The sequence below is a fragment of the Nannocystis pusilla genome (genome assembly GCF_020073745.1).
Taxonomy (GTDB): domain Bacteria; phylum Myxococcota_A; class Polyangia; order Nannocystales; family Nannocystaceae; genus Nannocystis; species Nannocystis radixulma.
Genome location: NZ_JAIRAU010000024.1, coordinates 39,110 through 56,483, shown reverse-complemented (window position 1 = coordinate 56,483; position 17,374 = coordinate 39,110). Strand labels below are relative to the sequence as shown.

17 protein-coding genes are annotated in these 17,374 nt (G+C 72.7%); 14 read left to right on the top strand and 3 right to left on the bottom strand.

Annotated features, from left to right (window positions below; all coding sequences use genetic code 11):
• The first annotated feature begins 253 nt into the window (after positions 1-253).
• Positions 254-1,171 (top strand): hypothetical protein, encoded by a 918-nt coding sequence (locus K7C98_RS18220; protein ID WP_224192962.1) that lies wholly within the window; start codon positions 254-256, stop codon positions 1,169-1,171.
• 24 nt (positions 1,172-1,195) lie between these two features.
• On the opposite strand, the gene K7C98_RS18215 is transcribed toward K7C98_RS18220, so the two are convergent.
• Positions 1,196-1,555 (bottom strand): hypothetical protein, encoded by a 360-nt coding sequence (locus K7C98_RS18215; protein WP_224192961.1) that lies wholly within the window; start codon positions 1,553-1,555, stop codon positions 1,196-1,198.
• Positions 1,556-1,717: 162 nt separating this feature from the next.
• Here K7C98_RS18215 and ribF point away from each other — a divergent pair, with 162 nt between their 5' ends.
• From ribF to K7C98_RS18160, 11 genes are all read left to right on the top strand, one after another.
• Complete coding sequence (ribF, locus tag K7C98_RS18210) at positions 1,718-2,716, top strand: riboflavin biosynthesis protein RibF (RefSeq protein WP_224192960.1); 999 nt, start codon at positions 1,718-1,720, stop codon at positions 2,714-2,716.
• Complete coding sequence (locus tag K7C98_RS18205; RefSeq protein ID WP_224192959.1) at positions 2,709-3,182, top strand: tetratricopeptide repeat protein; 474 nt, start codon at positions 2,709-2,711, stop codon at positions 3,180-3,182. Before ribF ends, K7C98_RS18205 begins: the two co-directional genes overlap by 8 nt.
• Positions 3,183-3,315: 133 nt before the next feature.
• On the top strand, positions 3,316-4,218 hold the full coding sequence (gene dapA, locus K7C98_RS18200) for a 4-hydroxy-tetrahydrodipicolinate synthase (protein ID WP_224192958.1): 903 nt from the start codon (positions 3,316-3,318) through the stop codon (positions 4,216-4,218).
• A 68-nt stretch (positions 4,219-4,286) separates the two neighbouring features.
• On the top strand, positions 4,287-5,111 hold the full coding sequence (dapB, locus tag K7C98_RS18195) for a 4-hydroxy-tetrahydrodipicolinate reductase (protein WP_224192957.1): 825 nt from the start codon (positions 4,287-4,289) through the stop codon (positions 5,109-5,111).
• The gene (locus K7C98_RS18190) at positions 5,111-5,491 is read left to right on the top strand and encodes a hypothetical protein (protein ID WP_224192956.1); all 381 of its coding nucleotides are present in this window, start codon (positions 5,111-5,113) and stop codon (positions 5,489-5,491) included. Before dapB ends, K7C98_RS18190 begins: the two co-directional genes overlap by 1 nt.
• A gap of 46 nt (positions 5,492-5,537) precedes the next feature.
• The gene (locus K7C98_RS18185; RefSeq protein ID WP_224192955.1) at positions 5,538-7,139 is read left to right on the top strand and encodes an NAD(P)/FAD-dependent oxidoreductase; all 1,602 of its coding nucleotides are present in this window, start codon (positions 5,538-5,540) and stop codon (positions 7,137-7,139) included.
• Positions 7,140-7,298: 159 nt separating this feature from the next.
• Positions 7,299-7,568, top strand: coding sequence for an acyl carrier protein (locus K7C98_RS18180; RefSeq protein ID WP_224192954.1), 270 nt, complete (start codon positions 7,299-7,301; stop codon positions 7,566-7,568).
• A 7-nt stretch (positions 7,569-7,575) separates the two neighbouring features.
• A complete protein-coding gene (locus K7C98_RS18175; RefSeq protein ID WP_224192953.1) occupies positions 7,576-8,043 on the top strand; it encodes a hypothetical protein in 468 nt (155 codons plus the stop codon).
• Positions 8,040-9,272: a beta-ketoacyl-ACP synthase gene (locus K7C98_RS18170; protein ID WP_224192952.1), complete on the top strand. Its 1,233-nt coding sequence runs from the start codon at positions 8,040-8,042 to the stop codon at positions 9,270-9,272. Before K7C98_RS18175 ends, K7C98_RS18170 begins: the two co-directional genes overlap by 4 nt.
• A gap of 92 nt (positions 9,273-9,364) precedes the next feature.
• Positions 9,365-10,240, top strand: a complete 876-nt coding sequence (locus K7C98_RS18165; RefSeq protein WP_224192951.1) for a lysophospholipid acyltransferase family protein — start codon at positions 9,365-9,367, stop codon at positions 10,238-10,240.
• A 367-nt stretch (positions 10,241-10,607) separates the two neighbouring features.
• Positions 10,608-11,333 carry a hypothetical protein gene (locus K7C98_RS18160; protein ID WP_224192950.1) on the top strand — a complete coding sequence of 242 codons (726 nt, stop codon included), beginning with the start codon at positions 10,608-10,610 and terminating at the stop codon, positions 11,331-11,333.
• 9 nt (positions 11,334-11,342) lie between these two features.
• Here the strand turns inward: K7C98_RS18160 and K7C98_RS18155 are convergent, their stop codons facing one another.
• Both K7C98_RS18155 and K7C98_RS18150 read right to left on the bottom strand, forming a co-directional pair.
• A complete protein-coding gene (locus tag K7C98_RS18155) occupies positions 11,343-12,977 on the bottom strand; it encodes a hypothetical protein (RefSeq protein WP_224192949.1) in 1,635 nt (544 codons plus the stop codon).
• Between the two features lie 56 nt (positions 12,978-13,033).
• Positions 13,034-15,640, bottom strand: coding sequence for a protein kinase domain-containing protein (locus tag K7C98_RS18150; protein WP_224192948.1), 2,607 nt, complete (start codon positions 15,638-15,640; stop codon positions 13,034-13,036).
• Positions 15,641-15,903: 263 nt separating this feature from the next.
• Between K7C98_RS18150 and K7C98_RS18145 the strand changes: the two genes are divergently transcribed.
• A complete protein-coding gene (locus K7C98_RS18145; protein WP_224192947.1) occupies positions 15,904-16,740 on the top strand; it encodes an inositol monophosphatase family protein in 837 nt (278 codons plus the stop codon).
• Positions 16,737-17,174, top strand: coding sequence for an HNH endonuclease (locus K7C98_RS18140; protein WP_224192946.1), 438 nt, complete (start codon positions 16,737-16,739; stop codon positions 17,172-17,174). Before K7C98_RS18145 ends, K7C98_RS18140 begins: the two co-directional genes overlap by 4 nt.
• Positions 17,175-17,374: the final 200 nt, after the last annotated feature.

The window sequence follows — 17,374 nt, the reverse complement described above, 5'->3', positions numbered from 1 at the left end:
GCCGGCGCTCGTGGGCCCGATGTGGGCCGATGGAGCCGGGGTTGCCCGGGCGGGCGCGGCGACTGCCGAAATCGCCGCGACGATACCAGGGGCCGGCGCAAAGGGTCAACAAGCCGACCTCCGCGGTCCCGGCCCTGGCACAGCCGCCCTGCACGCCGCTTCGGCCTTCGCTGGACCGCGACCGGAGTCCCTGCACGCCGTGGGGAAAAGCCCTCCTGGCTCTCCCGGTCGCCGACGGGTACGCTGCAGGCCGATGTCGTCCCGCCGCGAGCGACCGCTCTCCGCGCGCCCGGCCGCCCGCCTCGCCGCCGGGATCGCCCTCGCAGCGGCCCTCGCCTGCACCCGCGTCAGCGACACGCCGCGCTTCGAGCCGATCTCCGAGCGCCTCGAGATCCTCGAGACGATCCCCGGCCCCATGGCGACCGACGTGCCTCCCGGGGCCCAGATCGACTTCTGCTTCTCCGGCACCCTCGACCCCCGCGCCCTCGACGACCTCGACGCCTCGCTGCGCTCCGGCCTCGTCATCTTCGACACCCAGCTCGACCTGCAGCTGTTCGCCTGGCGCCCGCCCGGCGAGCGCAGCGGCACCGCGGACGCCCCCTGGTGCCCCGGCAGCGTCGTCTCGCTGCGCGCCAAGGAGCCGCTGGTCCCCGGCGTGCTCCACCGCGTCCGCCTGGCCCCCTCGGCCGTGGGCTGGGCCGGCGAGCAGCTCGACGTCGGCACCCCCGGGTGGGTCGCCGACGACGCCGGCCCCCTCTTCATCCTCCAGTTCTACGTCCGCGAGCCCGGCGACGACGACAAGGCCGACCCGCCCGAGCCCGCCCCGACCCTCACCGACCTGTTCGCGCCCGGCCAGGTGTTCGCCGCCAACAACCCCGCCTGCAGCTGCCACCGCGACCCCGACGACCTCGCCTACGAGCGCCTCGACCTGTCCTCCCCGCAGGACGCGTTCGCCGGCCTGGTCCTGCCCACCCATCCGCAGTCGACCGGCTTCCCCATGGTCGCCCCGCGCCGCCCCTCCGAGAGCTTCCTGGTGCAGGTGCTCCTGCGCGACGACGACGGCCAGGCCCTCCACGGCGTCCGCGGCGCCCCGATGCCCCCCGAGGCCCCGCTGCCCTACCACGAGATGCTGGCCATCGTCCGCTGGATCGAGGGCGGCGCCCTGCCCTGAGCCGCGACGGCAGCGAGTCCCGCGCTACGGCGCCTTGCCGCCGGGATACTCCGGCTGCTCGAGCTCCCGCAGCGTCGTCAACATCCCCTGCAGTCGCCTGGCCCGCTCGCGCGCCTGCTCGTGCGTGCGCTCGAAGTCGAGGTCCTTGAGCCCGAGCCCCGCCGCCTTGTCGTACAGCGCCAGCGCCTCCTCCTGGCCCTTGAGACAGCTCTGGATCTGGTCGGCGGAGATCACGTTCTCCCCGAGCTGCGGATCGAAGACCAGCTTGCACGGCCCGCGCTCGGCCTCGCCTTCGGCCTTCATCCCTTGCGTGTACACCTCGCGGGCGGACTCGCCGCAGCCGAGCACGAGGACCAACCAGAGACCGAACGACATCCGCGGCATGTCCCAACCCTACACCTTCTCGCCGCCACGACCGCTTCCACTGCACGGGACCTCGGCCTCGCCACCGGCGACGCCGTCCCGGCGCCGTCGCGCGTGAGCCAAGCCCCGCGCCGCCCGCGCTCCGCGCCCCCGCGCGCGTGCTAGCTTCGCCGCCGGTCGCCCATGCGCCTCCTGCGGCAGCCCTCGCCCCTCCCGCCCGGCACGGCAGCGTGCATCGGCGCCTTCGACGGCCTCCACCTCGGCCACCAGGCGCTCCTCCGCCGCGCCGCCGGGCTCGCGCCCCGTGTGGCCCTCGTCACCTTCGAGCCGCACCCCGCCCAGCTCCTCGCCCCCGACCGCGCGCCGCCCCGCCTCCAGACCCCGGACCAGCGCGCCCGGGTCGCCGCGGCGCTCGGCGTCGACAGCCTCGTCGTCCTGCCGTTCACCCGCGCCCTCGCCGACACCTCGCCCGACGCCTTCGTCGAGCACCTGCTGCTCGCCGGCCTGCGGCCGAGCGCCGTCGTCGTCGGCCCCGACTTCCGCTTCGGCTCCGGCCGGGCCGGCGGCCCCGACGACCTGCGCCGCCTCCTGGCCCCGGCCGGCGTCGCCACCGAAATCGTGGCCGAGGTGAGCCTGCCGTCCGACCCGACGCGGGCCAAGCTCGGCAGCTCGGCGATCCGCCGCGCGATCGTGCAGGGCGACCTGAGCGCGGCCGCGGCCATGCTCGGCCGCCCCTACAGCGTCGAGGGCCCCGTCGTCCCCGGAGCCCGCCGCGGCCGCGGCCTCGGCTTCCCGACCGCCAACGTCGGCGTCCACAACCCGCTCCTCCCGCCCCCCGGCGTCTACGCCGGCGCGCTCGCGCTCGTCACCCCCGACCGCGACGCCGGCACCCTCTGGCCCGCCGTCATGAACCTGGGTCAAAACCCGACCTTCGGCGCCGGCCTGGCCCGCACCCTCGAGGTCCACGCGCTCGACGTCGACCTCGGCGACGCCCTCTACGGCCGCCCGGTCGAGGTCGCCTTCGCGGCGCGGCTGCGCGACGAGGCCCGCTTCCCCTCGGCGGCCGCCCTGGTCGAGCAGATCGCCCGCGACATCGAGGTCGCGCGGCCCCTCCTCACCCCCGACTGGCTCGCCCGCGCCGTCCTCGGCGCCGCCTCCACCTGGGACGACGACCATGTCTGAAGCGCCCGCCCTCGTCAGCGCCACGCTCGCGCAGCTGTACATGCAGCAGGACCACCTCGAGCAGGCCCGCCGGGTGGTCGCGCGCGTCCTCGCGGCCGATCCGTTCCACGGCCACGCCCTCGCCCTGGTGGAGCGCCTGGCCCAGCGCTCGCGCGCGCGCCTCTACGCCGCCTTCCAGCCCGGCAGCGGCGTCGTCGTCCGCTGGCACGACGCCCCCCTGGACCCCGCGCTGCACCTGATCGCCGCCGTCTTCCGCCCGGTCCCGGCCCTCCCGGGGCGCACCAGCGTCACCGTCACCTCGACCCGCTGCCGCAGCGAGGCCGGCGAGCACACCTTCCCGATCGCCGGCGGCGCGCGCCCGAGCCCCGCCAGCGCCAGCCTGTGTCTCGCCCGCCTCGGCGCCGAGGGTCTGCAGCTCCTGGCCGTCCACGAGGCGATCTCCTGGCCGACCCCACCCGGCGCCTGAGCGTCGCCGGACCCGCACCGTCGCGCTCGGGCGCGCCCGTCGGCGCGGTCGCGGACGCGGCGGCGCGCGGGCGGGCCCCTGCGCCCGGCGGACGCGCGCGCTCCTGCGAGCCTGTGCTAGTGTCCGCCCGCTCATGTTCCGCGGAGCCCTCACCGCCCTGATCACTCCCATGCGGCGCAGCAGCGGCGGCGCGCTCGAGCTCGACGAGCCGGCGATCGTCGCCCTCGCCGAGTCGCAGATCGCCGCCGGGATCCACGGGCTCGTGCCGTGCGGCACCACCGGCGAGGCCTCGACGTTGAGCGTGGCCGAGCACCTCCGCGTCGTCGAGTTGGTCGTCAAGACCGCGCGCGGGCGCGTCCCCGTGCTCGCGGGCGCCGGGGCCAACGACACCGCCAAGGCCGTCGAGCTGGCGCGCGCCTGCAAGGCCGCCGGGGCCGACGGCACGCTGCAGGTCACTCCTTACTACAACAGGCCGACCCAGGCCGGCCTCGTCGCCCACTTCCGCGCCGTCGCCGAGGCCAGCGGCCTGCCGGTGGTCGTCTACAACGTGCCCGGCCGGACCGGCGTCGACCTGCAGGCCGAGACCGTCGCCGAGCTGGCGGCGATCCCCGGCATCGTCGGCATCAAGGAGGCCACCGCCGACCTGAACCGGGCCGCGCGCCTGCGCGAGCTGCTGCACCAGCGCCCGCAATTCGCCCTGCTCTCGGGCGACGACTTCACCGTGTTCCCCTTCCTCGCGCTCGGCGGTCACGGCGTCATCTCGGTCACCTCCAACGTCGCCCCGCAGTGGGTCGCCGGGCTGTGCGACGCCGCCGCCGCCGGCCGCTGGGACGACGCCCGCGCCGTGCACGACCGCCACTACCCGCTCGCCCGGGCCCTGTTCGGCCAGCCCAACCCGATCCCCGTCAAGGCCGCCGTCGCCCTCCAGGGCCGCTGCGCCGGCGATCTCCGCCTCCCGCTGGTCGCCATCGACCCCACCAGCCGCGAGGGCCTGGCCCTCGCCGACACCCTCCGCACCCTCGGCCTCCTGTCCTGAGCGACAGGTCCCCAAGGCCAGCTCGCCTGCTCTTCGAGACAGGTCCTCAAAGCCAGCCCCAGACCGCCATGACGACCGAACGCCTCGTCCCCATCAGCATCGTCGGCGCCCGCGGGCGCATGGGCAAGACTCTCATCCGCGAGATCGTGCTCAGCGACTCCTTGATCCTCGAGGCCGCCGTCGACCGCGAGGGCGGCGCCGGGCTCGGCCAGGACGCCGGGCGCCTCGCCGGCCTGCACGACATCGGCGTGACCGTCGTCGACGACCTCAGGCCGCGCCGCAACAGCGTCGTCGTCGACTTCTCGCTCGCCCCCGCCACCGACGCCAACATCCGCCGCTGCGTCGAGGCCGGGGTGCCGCTGGTGCTCGGCACCACCGGCCTGCAAAAGTCGACGCGCGAGCTGCTGCGCGCCGCCTCGCGCGAGATCGCCATCGTCAGCGCCGCCAACTTCAGCGTCGGCGTGACCCTGCTGACCAAGATCGCCGGCCTCGTCGCCGGCTCCCTCGGCGAGAGCTGGGACGCCGAGCTGCTCGAGATCCACCACAGCCACAAGCGCGACGCCCCTTCGGGCACCGCCCTGCGGATCGCCAAGGCCGTGGCCAAGGCCACCGGCCGCGAGCTCGAGGGCGTCATGCGCACCGACCGGGCCGGCGAGCAGGCCCGCCCGCGCGAGCGCGGCGAGATCGGCGTCGCCGCCGTCCGCGGCGGCGACTCGATCGGCGAGCACACCCTCATGTTCCTCGCCGAGGGCGAGCGCCTCGAGCTGACCCACCGCGCCTTCGACCGGGCGATCTTCGCCCGCGGCGCCCTGCGAGCCGCCCGCTGGGTCGCCGGCAGGGCGCCTGGCCTCTACACCATGGCCGACGTCATCGGCCTCGGCGACCTCGGCTGATGCGCGACCGCTTCGACCTCGAGCTGCTGCGTCGCGACAGCACCGCCGGCGGCGAGAGCGCGACCTTCGCCGTCGGCGTCCCCGCCGACCTCCTCTATTTCGAGGGCCACTTCCCCGGCTCGCCGCTGTTGCCCGGCGTGGCCCAGCTGGTCGCCCTGGTGCTCGACCAGGTGCGCGCGCTGTGGCCCGAGCTCGGCGAACCCACGAGGGTCGGCAGGCTCAAATTCAAGCAGCCGATCGGCCCCGGCGACGCGCTGCAGCTCACCCTCGAGCGCGAGCACGCCGAGCCGCCCCGGGTGCACTTCCAGATCGATCGCGAAGGTCAGGCCTGCACCGTCGGCGTCATGACCTTTGCCACGGCGGCCGCGTCGCAGTCTTGAGCGCCGGCGCCGTCCATCGGCTATGTCATCACCTCCCGGAGGCCTTGTGGAAGCAGCTCGTACCGTCGACGTCGCCGTGCTGGGCGGCGGTCTCGCAGGCAATCTGATCGCCCGTCAACTTCGTCGGCAAGTCCCCGGCCTCTCGGTCGCCCTGTTCGAGAAGAGCACCCAGGGCTCGTTCAAGGTCGGCGAGTCCTCCGTCGAGATCGCCGGCAATTATTTCACCCGCCGGCTCGGCCTCACCTCGTACCTCTACCAGCACCAGCTGCCCAAGAACGGCCTCCGCTTCTTCTTCGACACCCCCGCGAAGGACGCCGACCTGTTCAGCATGACCGAGCTCGGCAGCCGCCACCTGCTGCGCCTGCCCTCGTTCCAGCTCGACCGGGCCCGCCTCGAGACTGACCTTTTGCGCATGAACAAAGAGGCAGGTGTCGACATCCACGTCGGCGCCAAGGCCCACGACCTCACGCTCGCGCCGAGCAGCCCCGAAGCGGGCCCCGGGACGCACGAGTTCACCGTCACCGAGGGCGAGCAGCAGACGCGGTGGCGCTGCAAGTGGCTGATCGACGCCAGCGGGCGGGCCAGCCTGGTCGCCCGCGACCAGGAGCTGCGCGTCCCGACCGACCTGCCGATCAGCGCGGTGTGGGGGCGGTTCCGCGGCCACGCCGACATGGACGACATGGGCCCGCCCGAATTCCGGGCCCGCGTGCAGAACACCGCGCGCTTCCTCAGCACCACCCACTTCTGCTACCCCGGCTACTGGATCTGGTTCATCCCGCTCGGCCAGGACGTCATGAGCGTCGGCTGGGTCGGCGAGAAGGCCCAGTTCAGCGACGCGTGGCGCAAGCCCGAGGGCTTCCTCGAGTTCCTCAAGGGCCACCGGGCCGTGTGGGACCTCCTGCGCGGCGGCCAGGCCGAGCTGATCGACATCCTCTCGTACAAGCAGCTGGCCTACGGCACCAAGCGGTTCTTCCGCGGCGAGGACCGGTGGTTCCTCCTCGGCGAGGCCGCCGCCTTCACCGACCCCTTCTACAGCCCGGGCAGCGACTTCATCGCCATCGAGAGCGACTTCATCGTCGACACCATCGCCCGCGACGCCGCCGGCGAGAGCCGCGCCGACATCGCCGAGCGCTCGGACGCCTACGACGAGTTCATGCAGTTCCGGTTCGCCGCCACCGTGCTGCTCTACCGCGACCTCTACTCGGTGCTCGGCAGCTACGAGCTGCTCAAGCTCAAGTGGGACTTCGACATCGCCTGCTACTACAACCTGTGGGCGGCGCCGTTCTTCACCGACCAGCACCTCGACCTGCGCTACCTGAAGGGCGAATTGCGGCGCAAAGAGTTCGTGCTCCAGGGCCTGGAGAACTTCGCCCGCTTCTTCAAGCAGATCGAGCGCGAGATGCACGCGCGGGGCGGCTACTACCGCAAGAACCTCGGTCAATTCTGCTACCAGCTCGACCTGGTCGACTTCGTCGACGACATGTTCGCGCCGCGCCCGCGGCGGCAGGTGATGCGCACCACAGAGGCGATCTTCAACGGCACCCGCGACCGCGGCCTCGCCATCTTGCAGGAGCTGGGAGTCGTCCCCCAGCGCGAGGCTCCCACCTTGCCGCTCTACGAATTCATGCTCCAAGACCCCCTCGCCTGAGCCGGCCGCTGCACGCCCCGGCCCGCCGAGCCGGCGTTCACGGCCCTCCGGGTCCGGCGCCGGGCCCGGGCTCCAGGTCCGGCCTCACGGAACCCGGCCGGCGCGAGCGCCTTTACCTCTTTCGACCCTGCAAGTACCATTCGCCCCACGACCCCCAGCATGACGCGCGCGGAAATCTACAATCGGATCGTCGGGATCCTGGTCAAGAGCTTCGAGCTCGACCCGAACGACATCCGCCCCGAATCCCGGCTCTTCGAGGACCTCGACCTCGACAGCATCGACGCCATCGACATGTTCGTCGAGCTGCACGAGGTCACCGGCCGCCGGATCGACGTCCAGGTCGCGCGGAAGATCCGCACCGTCGAGGACATCGTCAACCTCGTCGAGTCCGAGCTCGCCAGCGCCAGCGTGCCGCCGACCCAGGAGTGACGGGTCCGTGGCCTTCCCGCCGCTCGCCGAGATCTTGCCGCATCGCCCGCCGATGCTGCTGCTCGACGCGATGACGGCGATCGAGGTCCAGTCCGTCACCTGCAGCGCCACGGTGCGGGCCGGGGCGCCGTTCGTCACCGGCGAGCGCGCCTCCTCGCTGCTCGCCGTCGAGTACTTCGCCCAGGCCGTCGCCGCGATGTTCGCCTACAAGGCCCGCGGCGGCGACGCCGGGCCGTTCCGCGGCCTGCTGCTCGGCGTCCGCGACCTCGAGCTCGAGGTCTCGCACCTGCGCGTCGGCGACGAGCTGCGGGTCCACTGCCGCGAGCAGTGGGCCAGCGGCCCGGTGGCGCAGTACCACTGTCAGCTGTCGCGCGGCGACGAGCGCCTCGCCAGCGGCGCCGTCACCGTCCTCCGCGGCGACCCGGCCGAGTTCGCGGCCGCCGCTCGCCCCGACCTCGTGGAGCCTGCGTCATGAACCCGCGTCGCGTCGTCATCACCGGCGTCGGCATCGCCTGCCCGATCGGCCACAACCTCACCGAGGCCACCGCCTCGCTGCGCAGCGGGCGGCACGGCATCGTCGCCATGCCGGGGTGGGACCGCGTCGGCGAGATGCGGACCCGCCTCGCCGGCGTCGTCAGCGGCCTCGAGCTCGAGCGTCGCTGGCACCGCAAGAAGGTCCGCACCATGGGCCGCGTCGCCCTGCTGGCGGCCTACAGCGCCGAGCAGGCGCTGGCCGACGCGGGCATCGACGAGGAGACCCTCGGCTCGGGCGCCACCGGCCTGTCCTTTGGTTCCAATTCGGGCTCGTCCGAGGCGCTGGCGGAGTTCTGCACCACCCTGCTCACCACCATGAGCATGAAGGGCCTGCAGTCGACCAGCTACCTCAAGTTCATGCCGCACACCTGCGCCGCCAACCTGGCCCAGTTCTTCGGCATCCGCGGGCGCGTGGTCCCGGTCACCTCCGCCTGCGCCAGCGGGGCCCAGGCGATCGGCAGCGCCTACGAGGCGGTCAAGTACGGCCTGCAGGACGTCATGGTCGCCGGCGGCGCCGACGAGATGCACTACACGACCGCGGTCACCTTCGACCTGATGTTCGCCACCTCGACCAACTACAACGAGCGGCCGGACCTCAGCCCGCGCCCGTTCGACGCCAAGCGCGACGGCCTGGTCGTCGGCGAGGGCGCCGCCACCGTCGTGCTCGAGTCGTACGAGCGGGCGAAGGCCCGCGGCGCCACCATCTACGCCGAGATCCTCGGCTACGGCACCAACTGCGACGGCCTCCACATCACCGCCCCGTCGGAGCAGGGCATGCGCGAGGCCATGCGCCGCTCGCTGCGCGACGCCGGCCTCGCCCCCGACCGCGTCGACTACGTCAACGCCCACGGCACCGCCACCGACATCGGCGATGTGGCCGAGAGCAACGCCACGCGCGAGGTGTTCGGCCGCCCGGTCGCCGTGTCCTCGACCAAGAGCTACACCGGGCACACCATGGGCGCCTGCGGGCCGATCGAGGCCGCCTTCTCGGTCGCCATGCTGCGCGAGGGCTTCCTGGCGCCCACGCGCAACCTCGTCGAGGTCGACCCCCGCTGCGCCGCCCTCGACTACGTGCGTGAGGTCCGCGACATCGAGGTCGGCGTCGTCATGAGCAACAACTTCGCCTTCGGCGGCGTCAACACCTCGCTCATCTTCGGCCGGGTCGGCTGACCCGCGCAGCCCGTTGCGCTGTTCGGCCGCGAGCGCCCCCGCGCGGCCTCCTCAGCGGCCTCGCCAGCGACTACAGTAGGCAGTCCCCTCGCGTGCCCAAGTTCCTGCGCATCCCCCTGACCGCCTTCGCGTTCTTCGGCTTCTTCTCGTTCGGCTGCATCGTCGGCTGGCTGGCGCTGCCGCTCCTGGCGTTTTGGCCGGGCACGCCGGAGGCCAAGCGGCGGCGCATGGACAACGCGATCTGCGGCGTCTACCGCGGCTTCATGCAGTTCCTGCACCTGGTGCGGCTGGTCGGCTACACCCGCCCCGAGCTCCCGCCCGACTTCCCGCGCAGCGGCGGTTACGTCGTCATCGCCAACCACCCGTCGCTGATCGACACCCTCATCCTCATGGGTCTGTCGCCCGGCCTCGCCTCGGTGGTCAAGCCGCACTGGTACAGCTCGTGGATGCTGCGCGTGCTGATGCGCTATGCCGGCCACATCCCCGGGACCGACCGCAGCGCCGCGCTGTCGCCCTCCGCGGAGGGCACGTTGGACATGTCGCAAGAGACAGCCTCCGACGGCGACATGCCCGCGGTCGTCGATCGCATGGTCGCCCACCTGCAGTCCGGCCGCCCGCTGGTGATCTTCCCCGAGGCGTCGCGCTCGTGGGAGCGCAAGATGCGACGCTTCCGCCGCGGCGCGGTCGAGGCCGCCGTGCGCGCCGGCGTCCCGATCGTCCCCGCATTCATCTCGGTCAACCCGCCGATGTTGATGAAGCACCAGCCCTGGTACGAGGTCCCCGAGCGCCGCGGCATGTACCGCGTCGAGTTCTTCCCGGTGATCGAGACCGCCGGCCGCGACCTCGACCCGCGCCAGCTCAACCGCGAGCTGCGGGCCGCCTACGAGGTCCGCTTCGTCGAGATGCTGCGCGAACGCGACGCCTCGGCGCTTGCCGCCGCCCCGGTCGCTCAATTGCCGCAGACCTGAAGCGGCCGACGGCCCGAGTCACTGTCGACATTCAGGTCCGGCCGGGATTCGCAAGAGCAGCGCCGGCCGCGAGCCGCCCTGTCGATCGCAATACAGCGACCCGCAGTCTTGATTTTTTATAAGTCAATCTGGGCACCGCGATCCCCACCAGTGCCGCGACCGGGGCATTTCGAGCCTGGCTGGCCGATATCCGCCCTCCTCGCGCTTGCCAGCCTGCCGGATCTGCGGCGCGAGGACGGATCGACGGATCCTCGCGGCCGCTCGAGCTCCCGACGTCCGGGGCCGGGCCGTGCCACTGCGCCGCTCACGCGGCACGGGCGCCCTCGCCCGCGCGTGAACCTGTCCTGCGGCCTGCTACGCTGCACCCGTGGCGCTTCGCGGATCTCTGGTGGCGGCGTTCTTCCTCGGCCTGTTCGTCGGCCTCGTGCCGGTCGGCGATTCACGCGCGGGCGGGTGTCAGAAGCCGGGCGATTGCCCGGGCGGATTCACCTGCGCGCGCGGCTCGTGCGTCGCCGACCAGCTGCGCTGCGTGTTCGCCTGCGAGGGGCGCGACGCGCAGGGCGAGTGCGTCACCTACGGCCAGGACTTCTGCGCCGCCGACGCCGTGTGCGCCAAGGACTGCGCCGTCCGCAGCACCTACGGCGACTGCCACACCTGGGGCGCCGACGCCTGCGGCGAGGCCTTCGCCTGCGCCGTGCGGTGCAAGGAGCGCGGCACCGACGGCACCTGCATCGCCTACGACCGCGACGCCTGCGGCACCCGCTACAAGTGCGCCAAGCACTGCGTGCAGCGGGCCCAGAACGGCACCTGCATGGCCTACGGCGCCGACGTATGCGGCCCCGGCATGGTCTGCACCCAGCGCTGCCTGACGCGCTCGACCCACGGCGACTGCACCTCGTGGGGCCAGGACGTGTGCGGCCCCTCGGCCGCGTGCGCGCGCCGCTGCGCCTCGCGCGACGGCGGCGGCACCTGCCTCGAGTGGTCGGGCGACGTGTGCGGCGAGGGGGCGGTGTGCATCAAGCACTGCACCACCCGCGGCAGCTTCGGCGCCTGCTTCGCCTTCGGCCCCGACGAGTGCGAGGCCGGCAACTGACCCTCGCCCTCAGACCGACTCGAGCAACACCGCGTAACGCTCGACCTTGCCGAGCAAGTACTCCTTGAGCCCGCGCATGTCATTCTGCACGTGTGCGGTGAACTCGATCACGTGGCAACTCCGCTTGATGGCGTCCTTGATGCCGTCGTGGTCCTTCGCCGCAGTGACGGCACAGGGCCGATACTCCTCGACGATGAAGTCGGGCCGCAGCGCGGGGAACGCGGCCAATCCGCGACTGTACGAGCCGAGCAACTGGCCCAGCGCAGGCTCGTAGAGCCGGCTCCTGGACTGGCCCATCTCCATGAACTTGCGCGTGAAATCGGCGATGTCGAGGCTCGCATCCCGCTGGATGGCCTCGTCGAGGGCCGTGCAGACGGCGCCGTGCTTCTTCACTTCCTCCGGCTTGGCGATCGACGGCAAGAACCGGACGATGTCGAGGAGCGACTGCACGAGCGGTTTCTGGTTGACGAGGGAGAGAAAGCTCTGCGGCCGCTCGCAAAGCAGCGCGGTGGCCTTCATGTCGAGCGCCACCCAGCGCAGGGCAAATTCCGACTCCAGCATGCGAACCCGCCGGAACATCTGCGGATCGTTCGCCATGTACAACTTCGATGCCCACTGCTCGCGCATCAACCACACGCCGAGGTGATCACCGCGAAAGTGCTCGTCCGCGGTCAACTCGAAGTCGTCCACGAAACTCCGGACCGTGCTCGGCGGTGCACCGAGCGTCACGAAGGTGAGGAGGTTGCGGTTCGCGGGCCGCCCGGCACGCCGCGTCTCGCCGCTGCGAAGCGCCCGGTCCACCGCCACGAAAGATTCGGTGAAGCCCTTGTCGGACGCCATCAGGACGTCCCACAGAGAACACCTCTCCTCCTTCCCTGCGGCGTCGAGGCAACACCAGTAGCTCATTCGGTTCAGCCGGTTGGTGTTCTTCCGGATGATCTTCTCCTTGATCTCCGGCGCCGGCAAGGGCAGCTCGAGCACCTTGGCGAGACCGACGTGCGATCGGTCGATCTGGGCCTTCAACGCCTTCATCTGCGCGGCATCGTTCGAGAGCAGAAGGAAGATGCTGCGCCGGAAATCACCCCGGCAGTCTTCCACCAGCTTCTGCGCCACGGACTCGAGGACCACTCCTTCCGACTTGTCGGCCTTGAACCGGAGGTACGCCTCGCGCGACAGGCCGGCCCATTCGCACACGAACACGTCCTTGTGCGCATCATCGAGGATGAACACGCGGACGCGGCTCTTGTCGTTCGTGGCCATCGCCCGTTGCGCGGTCAACCACCCGTTCACCGGGTCGACGCGGTGCAGTCGCGAGCCCTGGGTCGCAGTCTCGATCGTGGACCATTTCGGCGGCGTATCCCCGACCAGGGTGTGCCACAAGTTCTCGCTGTCGGGTTCGCGGGCTCCCTGCAACGCGCGTCCGAAGTCCTGAGCCAGGCGCTTGCTGAACAGGGTCTTACCCGTACCTTGCGCCCCGTGGACGAGCAGCACCGCGCTGGACCCTCGCTCGTAGACCGCGCGAAAGACCTCGCGGAACTCGGTGGACAGCGCCTTCCAGTGCTCTAAGTCGACATCGTACGTCTGGTACTGGTCGAGATCTTCGGCTCGGTTGGGGAACAGCAGCAGCTCATAGAGCGTGTCCATGTCGAACCTCACCCCTTCCTAGCACGACCTGGGAACGCGGGGCGAGTTCGCGCCGGTCACACGCTCCACATCGACTGCACGCGGGCCCGGACCTTGCGTCGGGCCTCGCCGAAGCCCGGCAGGCTGGCGAGCCGTTTGAGCGACGGGCAGCGGTCGACCCACTCGACGTCGATGAGCACCGAGTCGGCGGCCTTCTGAAAGTACACCAGCGCGTCCTCGTAGAACCCGCGGGCGCAGTAGATCTCGACCGCCATCTGGCACAGCAGCGAGTACAGGCGCGGGCTGACGCCGTCGGCGATGATGCTGCGGACGAACGCGTCGAGCCCGGCTTTGTCGAGCTCGCCGAGCAGGGCGCGGGCGTAGCCGAGCGAGAACTTGGCGAAGCCGACCATCACCTCGTCGCGGACCGAGTCGAGCACGTCGCGGACCTTGTCGAGGTGGCCGTACCAGCCGGCCACACGCAGGCGGATCTGCGTGGTCGGGTTGCGGTAGCGGGCGTCGGCCTCGATCCTCTTCAGGACCTCCTCGTACTCGCTCAGCTCGCCGCGCAGCGCGTGCACCCGGGCCACGTCGAACAGGCCGACGAACAGGCGCGGCTCGAGGTCGACCGCCAGGCGCGCCCGCGACACGCCCTCGCGGGTGTTGCCGGCCTCGCACTGCAGCTGCGCCAGGTACTGGTGCGCGTGCGCGTAGGTCGGCGCGATCTCCAGCGCCTTCACCAGCGCCTGCACCGCCTCGCGCCACTCGCCGGTCTGGACCGCCAGCATCGCCCGCGCGAGGTGGGTCTCGGCCAGGTCGCTCGCGTCGGCCAGCGCGCGGGCCAGCGCCGAGCGGGCCTCGGCCGCCCAGTCGCGGTCGGGCGGGGACTCGGAGGCCGCCGGCAGGAACCACGCGCGCATGCAGGCGATCGCGTAGCTGGCCAGCGCCGGGCGGAATTCGGGCGCCAGCTGCATGCACGCCTCGAGCAGCTCGATCGCCCCGTCCTCGCCGAGGATGTGCAGGCTGGTGATCTTCCGCCGCGCCCGCAGGTACAGCGCCACCGCCTCGGCCGGCGCGTCGCCGCGGGCGGTCACCGTGTTGAGCTCGACGCGGAGCGCCTCGGCGATCCGCTTGCTCATCCGGTCCTGCATCTCGAACACGTCCTCGATGCGGCTCTCGAAGCGGTCGCTCCACAGCTGCGTGCCGCTGGCGACCTCGACCAGCCGCGCGAGCACGCGGATCTGCGTCGGCGAGCACTGCACCGTCGCGTCGACCACCGCGTCGACCCCGAGGTTGGTGCCGATCGCCCGCGGGTCGCGGTTGTCGCGGTACTGCGCCGTCGCCCCGCTGCCGAGCACCCGCAGGCCGCGCGTCCGCGACAGCACGTCGATCAGCTCGTCGCTCAGCGCGTCGCCGAGGTAGCTCTGGTCCGCCGGGCCCTGGTAGCGGAACGGCAGCACCGCCAGCGCCCGCTCGGCCGACGGCACCGGCGCCAGCGAGCGCATCGCCGCCGTCGGCAGCGACGAGGTCGGCATCATCGAGCGCCCGCCGCTGGTGGCCGCGCCGACCGGCCCGCCCGCGGTGGAGTTGTGGCGCGCGCTCGCCAGGGTCGACGGCGCCGGGGCCGTGGTCGCGCTCGGCGTCAGCGCCCCGGTGCCGACGATCGTCTCCGCCTCGCGGTGGGCCGCCGCCGCCATCGCCGCCAGCAGCGGCGCCCCGGCCTGCGGCGCCGCCGACTCGCCGACGCTGAGCAGCCAGGCCCGCAGCCGCTCCGCCACCTGGGCCGCGCTGCCCGGGCGATCGCCTGGCTCTTGGGCCATGCACTGAAGGACAAGTTCGGCCACTACCGGCGGCAGGTCGGCCCGCAGCGCGCGCGCGTCGGGCGGCGCCTGCGTCAGGCGAGCCAGCGCGACCGTCAGCGGCGACACCGGCCCCGCGGCGGGGTCGCCGGCGAACGGCAGCGCCCCGGTCAGCATCTCGAACAGCATCAGGCCGACGGCGTAGACATCGGTGCGGGTGTCGACCGGCTGGCCGGAGACCTGCTCGGGCGACATGTACAGCGGCGTCCCGACCAGCCCCTGCGTGCGCCCGCCCTCGTCGGTGAGCGCGCGGGCGATGCCGAAGTCGGTGAGCACCACCCGCCCGGTGTTCTCGATCAGGATGTTGGCCGGCTTGAGGTCGCGGTGGACCACCCCCGCCGCGTGGGCCGCCGCCAGGCCCTCGCACACCGCCAGCATCACCCGCGCGGCCCGGGCTGGCTCGAGGGCCAGGCGCCGCCGCTCGCCGTCCTCGCGCACGCGCAGCACGTCCTGCAGCGTCGTGCCCTCGATGAACTCCATGCTGATGAAGTGGGTCCCGGCCGCCTCGCCCATGTCGTGGGTGCGGGCGACGTTGGGGTGGGTGATCCGCCGCGCCAGTCGGACCTCGCGGCGGAACCACTCGAGCTGCTCCGGCGCGCGCGTGATCTCGATGTCGAGCACCTTGAGCGCGACCACGTCGCCGACCATGGCATCGACGGCGCGGTACACCGCCCCCATCCCACCGCGTCCGACCAACCGCTCGATGCGGTAGCGCCCGCCCAGCAGCTCGCCCGAGTCCGTCAGGGTCGTCGACGGCGCGGTCGTCGTCGTCGTCGTGCCCTCGCCGAGCAGGGTCTTGTCGAGCGGATCGAGCTGCTTGACCACCGGCGCGAGCGTAACAGACCGAGTTGCGGCTGGCAGCGCGACCGCCCGGCGAGGGGACGCGCGCGCGCCGGCGACCGGGGGCCGGCGCCGCGCGCCGCGCGCCAGCCACGAGCGGGGGCTTCGGCCCGCCATGCCCCGCGCAGCCGCCGCGGGCCCCTTCGCCGCGCTCGCCGCCACGTGCGCGCTCCCGTCCGCCGTGCCCGGCGATCCGCGCCGGCCTCGGCTCCGCGCGGCAGACCGATCCGGCGTGCTACGTAGCCGGCATGCAGGACCCGGAGCTCGCGCTCGCGACCGCCGCCGCCCACGCCGCCGGGGCGGTGCTCCTCCGCCACTTCGAGGGCGTGTTCGAGGTCGAGACCAAGAGCTCGCCGATCGACCTCGTGACCTCGGCCGACCGCGCCGCCGAGGCGGTCGTGCTCGAGGCCCTGCGCAGCGTCCACCCTGACCATTCGTTCCTTGCCGAAGAGTCCGGTCTCTCGGGACATGACCCGAAGTACACCGTCCTGCCCGGCCCCGGCGAGCTGCGGTGGGTGATCGACCCGCTCGACGGCACCACCAACTTCGCCCACGGCTTCCCGCACTTCTGCGTCTCGCTCGCCCTGTGCGACCACGAGGGCGCGCGGCTCGGCGTGATCCACGACCCGATCCGCGGCGAGACCTTCGTCGCCGTGCGCGGCCAGGGCGCCCGGCTCGAGCGGGCCGCCCGGCCCGGACGCGCCCTGGCCGCCTCGCGCGCGGCCGGCATGCAGCAGGCGCTTATCGCCACCGGCTTCTCGTACCAGCGCGCCAGCACCGAGACCGACAACCTGGCCGAGTTCTGCCGCGTGGTGCCGCTGGTGAGCTGCGTGCGGCGGGCCGGCAGCGCCGCGCTCGACCTCGCCTACGTCGCCGCCGGGCGGCTCGACGGCTACTGGGAGTACCACCTGCAGCCGTGGGACGTGGCCGCCGGGACGCTGCTGGTCCAGGAGGCGGGCGGCGGGGTCCGCCGGCTCGACGGCAGCGCGTGGCGGCTCGGCTGCGCCGACGTCGTCGCCGCCGGGCCCACGCTCCTGCCGACCCTCGTCGCCGAGCTGCGCGCCGCCCGGATCGAGGCGCCATGAGGACCAGGGGCGGTCGCGGCAGCTCGCGTCGGACGCAGCGGCTCTTGCTGTGGTGCGCCGCCACCGATCGCACCTTCGAGCGCGCCGTCGCGGCCGACGGGCGACCCGTGCTCACCGGCAAGTGCATCCACTGCAACACCCGCCACACGATCACCGAGGACGGCGCCCCCCTGACCTCCGCCTCGATCGAGCACATCGTCCCGCGGGCCCACGGCGGCACCGACGCGATCGCCAACCTGGCGATCGCCTGCAACCGCTGCAACTACGGCAAGGGCCACCGCCTCGACGACCGCCCGTGGCACGACCCCACGCTGCAGAAAGTCATCGCCACCCTGCAGGAGCGCCGGGCCGCGCGCATGCGACCGCCGCCGGAGTGGCTCGACCTCCCGCCGCTGGCGCCAGCCGAGGGCCGCGAGGCCGACGACGGCGCCTGACCCGGCGCAGTTCCGGCCTGTCCTTCGAGACACTTGATTCCGACCGCCGTGCCGCTCGCCGGCGCCCGGAATAACCGCGACCCGCTCGCGCGTGCAACCTCCGGCCGCGCCCGTGGGGGCGCGAGCCGCATGATTTTCAGAGCATGTCCGATGGGACATCTCACTGTGACGCGCGCGAGAGGGCCTGGGCGCGGGCCGTC